The 6,068-nt window shown below is 69.7% G+C and carries 6 protein-coding genes; all 6 read right to left on the bottom strand.

Going from position 1 to position 6,068, the window contains the following annotated elements; all coding sequences use genetic code 11:
• A partial coding sequence (locus tag ADT71_RS31810; RefSeq protein WP_369818137.1) for a heparinase II/III family protein occupies positions 1 to 228 on the bottom strand: 228 nt, incomplete at its 3' end.
• Positions 229 to 251: 23 nt separating this feature from the next.
• Complete coding sequence (locus tag ADT71_RS00755) at positions 252 to 1,322, bottom strand: hypothetical protein (RefSeq protein WP_156336375.1); 1,071 nt, start codon at positions 1,320 to 1,322, stop codon at positions 252 to 254.
• The gene (locus ADT71_RS00750) at positions 1,319 to 2,671 is read right to left on the bottom strand and encodes an O-antigen ligase (RefSeq protein WP_054434232.1); all 1,353 of its coding nucleotides are present in this window, start codon (positions 2,669 to 2,671) and stop codon (positions 1,319 to 1,321) included. The genes ADT71_RS00755 and ADT71_RS00750 overlap by 4 nt, the downstream gene beginning before the upstream one ends.
• Positions 2,668 to 3,828, bottom strand: coding sequence for a hypothetical protein (locus ADT71_RS00745; RefSeq protein ID WP_054434230.1), 1,161 nt, complete (start codon positions 3,826 to 3,828; stop codon positions 2,668 to 2,670). The genes ADT71_RS00750 and ADT71_RS00745 overlap by 4 nt, the downstream gene beginning before the upstream one ends.
• Positions 3,825 to 4,913, bottom strand: coding sequence for a polysaccharide biosynthesis tyrosine autokinase (locus tag ADT71_RS00740; RefSeq protein WP_054434228.1), 1,089 nt, complete (start codon positions 4,911 to 4,913; stop codon positions 3,825 to 3,827). Before ADT71_RS00740 ends, ADT71_RS00745 begins: the two co-directional genes overlap by 4 nt.
• Positions 4,874 to 5,950, bottom strand: coding sequence for a Wzz/FepE/Etk N-terminal domain-containing protein (locus tag ADT71_RS00735; RefSeq protein ID WP_255351591.1), 1,077 nt, complete (start codon positions 5,948 to 5,950; stop codon positions 4,874 to 4,876). Before ADT71_RS00735 ends, ADT71_RS00740 begins: the two co-directional genes overlap by 40 nt.
• Positions 5,951 to 6,068 lie beyond the last annotated feature (118 nt).

The raw sequence follows: 6,068 nt of genomic DNA, 5'->3' as shown, positions 1-6,068 counted from the left end.
AGCGGCCGACCTTGAAGCAGCGAGGTACTCGACCGGCTCGGCGCCCTCGAAGCAGGGACCGTTGTGGCTGGCGGCCGACCGTTCGTGAGTCCGGCGCGGGCCGGTCGAGTATTGGGATGTGCCCGGATCGACGAACAGCCGCTCGCCTTCGACGTCGACTTCGACGGCGAGGAAATCGGCATGGCCGTGGCCGGGGTTCCAGCCGGGGCCGATCGGTCCGGCGTCCATCCAGACGTCGATCGCGCCGGCCGTCAGGCGCGCATAGCCCGCGTCGGGAAGGCGGCCCGACAGCGCGCGGGCCGGATCCTCGGGCCGAGGATGTCCCGTGCGGTGGGGGTCTCGCCCAGCCAGCTGTCATTGAACAGGGCAATGTCCCCGTCGCGGTGGGACAGCATCCGCCAGGCCCGTTCCGCCGCCTTGGCGCGCTCGGCGGCAAGGGCGCGGGTCGCTTCGCTCAGGAAATCGGAGGCTGCGAAGATGTGCAGGGCCATGACGCTGAGGCCCTGGTACATGGCCGAACGTTCGATCTGCATGCCGTCCGCGAGGATCGTCTGCATGACGATCGCGCTGACTTCCCGGTCGAGCCGCCTTGCCTGCGCCGGGCTGTAGCCTCGGCAGGCCATGCCATAGAGGCACAGCGCGGCAAGGTTGCGCTCGGTGTGGTTGTTGCGCAGGTCGTGTTCCACATTGGCGCGGACGAAGGCCGCGTCCCGGTGCAGGAAGCGGCTGATACGCGCGCGCAGTTCGGGATCGGTGCGCCCCTGCGCGGATGCGAGGACGAGGCCGCTCAGCACGGCGAGAATGCGGTGGGATGCGCCGTAGGGAGACCAGATCGTCCGGAACGGGGCAGCAAGATCGAACCCGGCCGCGCTTTCGAAACTGTCCAGCAGCGCGTGAATCGTCGGCCCGTCGGCCTCGCGGCCTCCGGCCAGCAGGCTGTGCAATATTTCGAGCTGGCACAGTTTCATGCGCCAGAGATTATGGTCGTTCTCGCTCTCCAGCCGGTGCCGCCAGTCGATGGCGGCGATGCTGCCGAAATCGACCCTCGTGCCCATCAGTTCGAAAGCGCCGCGCGCGGCATCGTCGCAGGCGGTGCGGTCCGCGCGGTAATAGCGGCCGATGAAGGCTGCCAGCGCGACCGGAACCGTGGCCTGCCCCGCCCCTGCAAGCGCGGGAAAGCGGGATGCGCGGCGCTCCATCGCGCGGCCATAGGCGCCGGGTGCGAGGGCGGCGAAGCGGTCGCGCGCCTTGCGGCGGATCTGGTGGGCCAGCACCGGCAGGGGAACCCGGCGCAGGGCCGAAAGCAGTTGGCGGGACATCATCGGACTGTCGCTTGCTTGATCGAGGAGTGGGGCGTGCCAAGGCGTCGGCGCGCGGGCTGAGCAGGGGGGGCGGGCGGTACGAGGAAGCCTGCGAGCATCGCCGCAACCAGTTCCACCGGGAGCATGCGGACCGGATAATCGACCAGCGAATGGAGCAGGAGGACGAGGATCCCGGTCCAGGCCGCGATCCCGAGCCGCCGGGCGGAGCCGGTTTCGCGCAGGGCCGAGACCCCTCTGCGCAGCCACCATGCGATCCCGGCCGCGAAAAGCAGGGTTGCCGGCATGCCGCCTTCGAGCATGATTTCGAGCAGGTCGTTATGCGCGTGGTTGACGTAGTGCGTCCCGACATGTTCGAGCGGCTCCACCGTCTGGAACACGCCGGCGAAAGTGCCGTAGCCGGAGCCGAACGGCCAGAAGCGCGCGATCGCGGTTCCGCTGTCCTGCCAGAACGACAGGCGCTCCATGTTGCCGTTGCGGATGCGGTCCATGACGATGCGGACCATCGCGTTGTTCATGGCAAGCGCGTATGCGCCTGCCGCAACCAGTGGCAGCACGGCCAGCCACCTGAGGCGACGCGCGGGGATCGAGGCCGCCAGCGGCAGCAGGCTGACTGGCAGCAGGAGCAGGCCCGCACGCGATGTCGTGGCGATCACACCGGCGGCAAGGCTCGCCATGAGCAGCAGGGCCAGGATCGAACCCGAAGCCTTGCGCGCGGCAAATGTGCAGGCCAGCGCCACGGCGACCAGCAGGAAGCTGGCCTGGTGGTTGCGGTTGGCGAACAGGCCGGTGGCATAGCCGAGATGCCCTTCGGGATAGAGCGTTCCCCACTGGCCCGCCGAAAGCAGTTGCATCACGCCCAGCAGGAGGCTGGCGAGCGCGCATCCGATGGCGACGGCGCTCAGGGCAAGGCGTTCGCGCAGGTCCATGTGGGCAACCGCCAGCAGCATCGCGCCTGCGGGCAGGAGCGCGGCCAGCGCGCGGCGGGTGGCGGCCGGGTCCAGGCTGAGCGGATGCGCGGCTTGTCCGGCGCCGACATGATCGGCGATGGCGGCGGCGAGTTCGCGTCCCGGCATCGCCCGCCAGACCGGCGCCGGCAGCGGCACCAGCTGGAGAGCCGCAAGCCCGGCCCATGCGGCCAGAAGCGCCAGCGGCACCAGCGCGCCGCGCCCGCGCATCGGCAGCGGGCTGGCCAGAAGCCATGCGGCCACGGCGATGGAGGCCAGTTCGATAGCGATTTCCGCCACGGCATGGCCGCTGCCGCCGCCGCCCGCCAGAACGGCCATGATCAGGAGCAGCGCCGCGCCCGTAAGGCCGCGATGGCTGCCCGCAAGCAGGTCCGGCGATGTCATGACCGGTCCTCCGGGCCGTCCGGGGACGGGGTGATGAGGACGCGTTCGATGCTGGCGTGGCTCGGCGCCGGATCGTCCGTTCGGCGGGCGGCGAGAGAGAGCACTTGCGCGGTGCAGCCGGACTGCGGCACCGCGAAGGACTGACGCCAGCGCCCTGCCGCCGCGGTGCCGACCATCGCGATCGAGGGGCCGCGGGGCAGGCAGTCCACGGTCCAGTGCAGCGCGCCGCGCCGGAAGGCGGCGCTGGACGGCATGAGCGCGTCGATGCTGTAGCTGCCCGGCGCCAGCACGATATGCTGGCTCAGCAAAGTGCCGAAGGCGGATTGCCCGGCGGTGACGGAAAGCCTGCGCGGAGCCTTGCCGCCGCTGCCCGCCACCATTTCGAGTTCGGCGCCCGGCACGCGCTGCGCGCTCCAGGCGAAGGGGGCGGCACTGCCGGAAGGGGCGGCGGGATCGAGCTGCGCGAACGCGGGATCCAGCACCGGCGTATCGCCGGTTCCCGCATGGGCGATCCACAAGGTTCTGGCGCGGCGGTATTCCCGGCGATCCACCAGAACTTTCACATAGGCGATCAGGTCGTCCCGTCGGTGCGGCGCCGGGCCTTGCAGCCACTGCGCCAGCAGCTGTTCGTGCGCCGTTTCCAGTTCCGGCGGCAGGGTGCCGAGCTGCCGGAAGAAGCCGTCCTGCCAGGACGGCGCGGCGGCGAGACGGTCCAGCAGGGCGTCGCGGCCGCGCGCGTCGGTGGCGGCGCGGTGAAGCACGGGCAGCAGCAGCGGTTCCAGCGCCGGCTTGCGCCGCAGCAGCGCATCGATGCGCCGGATCGCCTGCGTTTCGTCTCCCCGGCGGACTTCGTCGGCGATCAGCATCGTCTGGGTCCGGCTGTCGCGCCAGCCCAGCTCGCCGCCAAGGCGCGCCAGCACCAGCGCTTCCGGCCCCTTGCCCGTGCGCTGGCGAAGCAGCGCCAGTTCCCGCAGCGCGGCCGCGTCATAGGGCCGCTCCGCCAGCCTGCCCGCCAGCGACGTTTCCGTGGCCGCCGCAGAGCCAGGGCGCAGCCGGTCGAGGTTGGCCTGGACGACCAGCACGGCCCCGGCAAGCGCCGCGCCCAGTGCCAGCAGCGGCCTGCCCGCGTGAATGAAGGATGCGTGGGCAGGGGTCATCGCCGTCCCAGCCAAGAGCGCGGACGGCGCGCTTCCTCATCGTAGCGATAGTAGGACTCGTAGCCGTAGCCGAGCGTGCGGACATCGACGCGATTGAGAATGACCCCGCGCAGCGTCGCCCGGCTGAGCCGCAGGCGGCGCAGGGCCGAGCGGATCGTCTTGCGGCGCGTCTGGCCCGCATCGATGACGAACAGCGTCGCCTCGACATGGACGGCGATGCTCGGCGCATCGGCGAGGCCCAGCATGGGCGGTCCGTCGATGATGACGATATCGTACATCTCCTCCAGCTGGCCGATCAGCCAGGGAAGGGTGCCGGATGCCAGCAGTTCGGCGGGATTGGGCTCCGCGGCGCCGGCCGAGATGAAATGGAGGTCGGCGATGGCGGTGCGGCGCACCACGTTCTCGATGGCCTTTTCGCGATTGAGGAGGTCCGCCAGCCCCGCGTTGTTCTCGAAAGAGAGCAGCTTGTGCATCGAGGGGCGGCGCATGTCGGCGTCTACCAGGAGCACGCGGCGGCCGATCTGCGCAAAGTCCCGCGCGAGGGCATAGGCGGTGCTGGTCTTGCCTTCGCCCTTGCCGCAACTGGTGATGAAGACGGTGCGCGGCGGCCCGTTTCCGCCTGCAAGCTCGATGGCCGAACGGATCGTGTGGATCGCCTCCGACAAGCTGGAATTGCGCTTTTCCACTTCGTCGCGGAAAGTCACGCCCGCGTCGAGGCGCGGGACCATGCCGAGCCCGGTGACGCCCAGCTTGCGCTCGGCATCGTCCACCGTGCGCAGCATGTCGTCTAGGTTTTCGCGCAAGTAGATCACGCCGATCGCGGCGACGAAGGCGGCCAGCAGCGAAAGGCCGAGATTGACGGGGAGATTGGGCGCCACCGGGCGAACCGGCGTCGAGGCGAGATCGACGATCGAGATGTTGTTGGCCGAAACGCCCGCCGCCGCGCTCACTTCCTTGAAGCGCTGGAGCAGCCCGTCGTAAAGTTCGCGATTGGTCCGCACTTCGCGGCGCAGGATGGTGTAGCGGATCGACCGGTCCTGCTCGCTCAGCGTCGCGTTGCGCAGCCGTTCGACCTCGCCCTGCATCTGCTGTTCCTGAAGCTCGGCGGCGCGGAAGCGGTTGCGGATCGAACTGCGGATATCTTCGGCGAGATGGGCGATGCGCTGGTTGAGCGCGGCGATCTCGCTGCGCAGGCGGATGAGGTCGGGATGGTCGTTCTGGCGGCGCTGGCTTTGTTCGGCGTAGCTTCCCTCCAGTTCCGCGCGCGTTCCATCATCGTCTGGATCGCCGGATTGGAGAGCACTTCGGGCAGGCTCATCAGCGGGGCGGAACGGGTGGTGGTCCAGAGCTGTTCGGCGTCGATCCGGCGCGAGCGGGCCTGGGACAGGGCATCGTTCGATTCGATCAGGCTCGATGCGACGAGGGACGGCGCGCCGCTGGCGGCGCTTCCCGCCTCGCGGATGGCGTCCGTGTCGATGATGCCGCTGGAGCGGGCATAGCCGACCATGCTGCGTTCGGATTCCTCAAGCCGTTCCTTGGCCTGTTCGAGCTGCTCGCGCAGGAACTGGCGGGCATAGACCGAGGTGTCGAACCGGCGGCTGAGGTTGCTGGAGATCATCGTATTGGCGAAGGCATTGGCGACCTTGGCGGCCATCGCCGGGTCCGGACTGTCGAATGCGATGCGGGCCACGCGCGAACCGTCTGGCAGGGTGATCGACAGGTTGTCGCGCAGCACGGCGATCACCTGCTCGCGGTGCGCCTCCCCGGCGCCGAGCGTGCCCATCGCGCCTGACAGCGGCTTGACGTGCATGGCCTCCAGGAAGCCGTTGCCGCCGAACAGGCCCAGCGTTTCGGCAACCCGGATCGCCAGGGCGCGGCTGCGCAGGATCTCGGTCTGGGTCTGGAGGAAGCGGTCGGCGTCCTGGACGGCCTGCACCGGCTCGATATCGGGTGCGTCCAGCACGCGCGATGCCTGCTGGTCGATCTGGATGCTGGATTCGGCGCGGTAGGTCGGCACGGTCAGCACGGTGACGGTCAGACCCAGCAACAGGCCCGCGCCGCAGATCAGCAGGACCAGCCAGCGATGGCGGACCAGCGCTGCCCTCAGCCCCTCAAGATCGATCTGCGACCCGGCGAAAAGCCAGGAATCCGGCGCGGCGGTGATCGCCGTGGGCCGGCAGGGGGGAATGGGAAAGGTTCGGCATCAGCGGGCATATCCGGTCAGGGCAGGGCGGCAGGGG

Source organism: Novosphingobium sp. ST904, from assembly GCF_001298105.1.
Classification (GTDB): Bacteria; Pseudomonadota; Alphaproteobacteria; order Sphingomonadales; family Sphingomonadaceae; genus Novosphingobium.
This window is presented reverse-complemented; position numbering and strand designations above follow the sequence as displayed.

Coding starts and splice junctions, on each gene's coding strand:
- ADT71_RS00755 (WP_156336375.1), bottom strand. CDS start 1,322: ATGATGTCCCGCCAACTGCTTTCGGCCCTGCGCCGGGTTCCCCTGCCG.
- ADT71_RS00750 (WP_054434232.1), bottom strand. CDS start 2,671: ATGACATCGCCGGACCTGCTTGCGGGCAGCCATCGCGGCCTTACGGGC.
- ADT71_RS00745 (WP_054434230.1), bottom strand. CDS start 3,828: ATGACCCCTGCCCACGCATCCTTCATTCACGCGGGCAGGCCGCTGCTG.
- ADT71_RS00740 (WP_054434228.1), bottom strand. CDS start 4,913: ATGCAGGGCGAGGTCGAACGGCTGCGCAACGCGACGCTGAGCGAGCAG.